General features: G+C 46.4%; 1 protein-coding gene. It reads left to right on the forward strand.

The features are described 5' to 3' along the window. On the forward strand, positions 1 to 2,035 hold a 2,035-nt coding region (locus CZ225_RS22820; protein ID WP_077155982.1), incomplete at both ends, for an SLBB domain-containing protein.

The following is a 2,035-nucleotide window of genomic DNA, read 5'->3' on the forward strand; positions in this document are numbered from 1 at the left end:
GTAAGGGTGTAACCAAGGAACAAGCCATTCGTGTGAAAGAATTATACGAGAAACAGAACAATGTAAACACCTCCAATGCTACCGGTACGGATATCAATGAATCCCGTCTTCGCGAAGAGATGAAGGAAAACACTTCCGACATGTTGGAAGACCATCCTACTGCTCAAGATTTATCCCGCGAAGACCAGGTCTTCGGACGCAATATCTTTAATACCCGGAACTTGACTTTTGAACCGAGCGTCAATCTCGCAACTCCTTCTAATTATCGCTTGGGACCCGGTGATGAGGTGATTATCGATATCTGGGGTGCTAGCCAGAATACCATCCGCCAAGCTATTTCTCCCGACGGAACGATTAATATCCAGAAGATCGGTCCTGTCTATCTGAGCGGTTTAACAGTTTCTGAAGCTAATGACTATCTGAAGAAATCCCTGAATAAGATCTATAACGGTCTGAATAATGCAACCGATCCCAGTTCTGACATTCGTCTGACCCTGGGCAATATCCGTACTATTCAGATTAATGTGATGGGAGAAGTCGTTCAACCTGGCACCTACGCCCTTTCCGCTTTCTCAACCGTCTTCCATGCCCTTTATCGTGCAGGCGGAGTGAGTGACATCGGTAGTCTGCGTAATGTCCAACTGGTCCGTAATGGCAAAAAACTTACCACTATCGACGTTTACGAATTCATCATGAAAGGCAACGCCCAGGATGACATCCGTCTTCAGGAAGGTGATGTTGTCATCGTCCCTGCCTATGACGTTCTGGTAAAGATAAGCGGAAAAGTAAAACGCCCGATGCGTTTCGAGATGAAGAAAGACGAACCTCTTTCCACATTAATCAAATATGCCGGTGGTTTTGATGCGGATGCCTACACCCGTTCCCTGCGTGTTGTCCGCCAGAATGGTGAGGAATACGAAGTGAATACAGTGAAAGACATTGATTATAGCGTCTATAAAATGCGTAACGGTGATGTCGTGACAGCCGAAGCCATCCTGAACCGCTTCACCAACAAGCTGGAAGTTCGCGGTGCGGTTTATCGTCCGGGTATCTACCAGCTGAGCGGTACACTGAATACCGTTCGTGAACTGGTGAATGAAGCCCAGGGTCTTACCGGTGACGCTTTCCTGAACCGTTCAGTCCTATACCGTCAGCATGATGATCTGACCACCGAAGTATTACCCGTCGATATCAAGTCAATCATGGACGGCACTTCTCCTAATATCGCCTTGCAAAAGAACGATATCCTTTATATCCCCAGCATTCATGACTTGTCCGACCGCGGAAATATCACCGTTCATGGTGAAGTGGCAAAACCTGATTCCTATCCTTATGCGGACAACATGACTTTGGAGGACCTTATCATCCAAGCAGGTGGCTTGCGCGAGGCCGCTTCTACTGTTCGTGTTGATGTAACGAGACGCATCAAGAATCCCCGTAGTACGGCGGATAACGACACCATTGGTCAGATGTTCTCTTTTTCCTTGAAAGACGGTTTTGTCATCGACGGTCAGCCCGGTTTTGTCCTTCAGCCCTATGATGAAGTCTATGTCCGTCGCAGCCCGGGGTATCAGGCCCAGCAGAATGTAGGTATAGAAGGTGAAATTCTTTTTGGTGGTACTTATGCCCTGACCAGTCGTGAGGAACGTCTTTCAGATTTGGTGAACAAGGCTGGCGGTGCTACAAATTATGCTTATCTGCGTGGTGCAAAGTTGACTCGTGTAGCCAATGCCGATGAAAAGAAACGCATGGCAGATGTAATTCGTCTGATGCGTCGTCAATTAGGGGAGGAAATGATGGATTCTCTTGGAATAGATATTGAAGATACCTTTACCGTAGGTATTGACTTGGAGAGAGCCCTTCGTAATCCCAAAAGCAGTTCCAATATTGTTTTACGTGAAGGTGATGTCATTTCCATTCCGAAGAATACGAATACAGTCACTATCAACGGTGCTGTCATGGTTCCTAATACCGTTTCATATTTGGAAGGTAAAGATATTGATTATTATTTGAATCAAGCTGGCGGCTATTCTGA

It is taken from the genome of Bacteroides bouchesdurhonensis (assembly GCF_900155865.1).
GTDB classification, from domain to species: domain Bacteria; phylum Bacteroidota; class Bacteroidia; order Bacteroidales; family Bacteroidaceae; genus Bacteroides; species Bacteroides bouchesdurhonensis.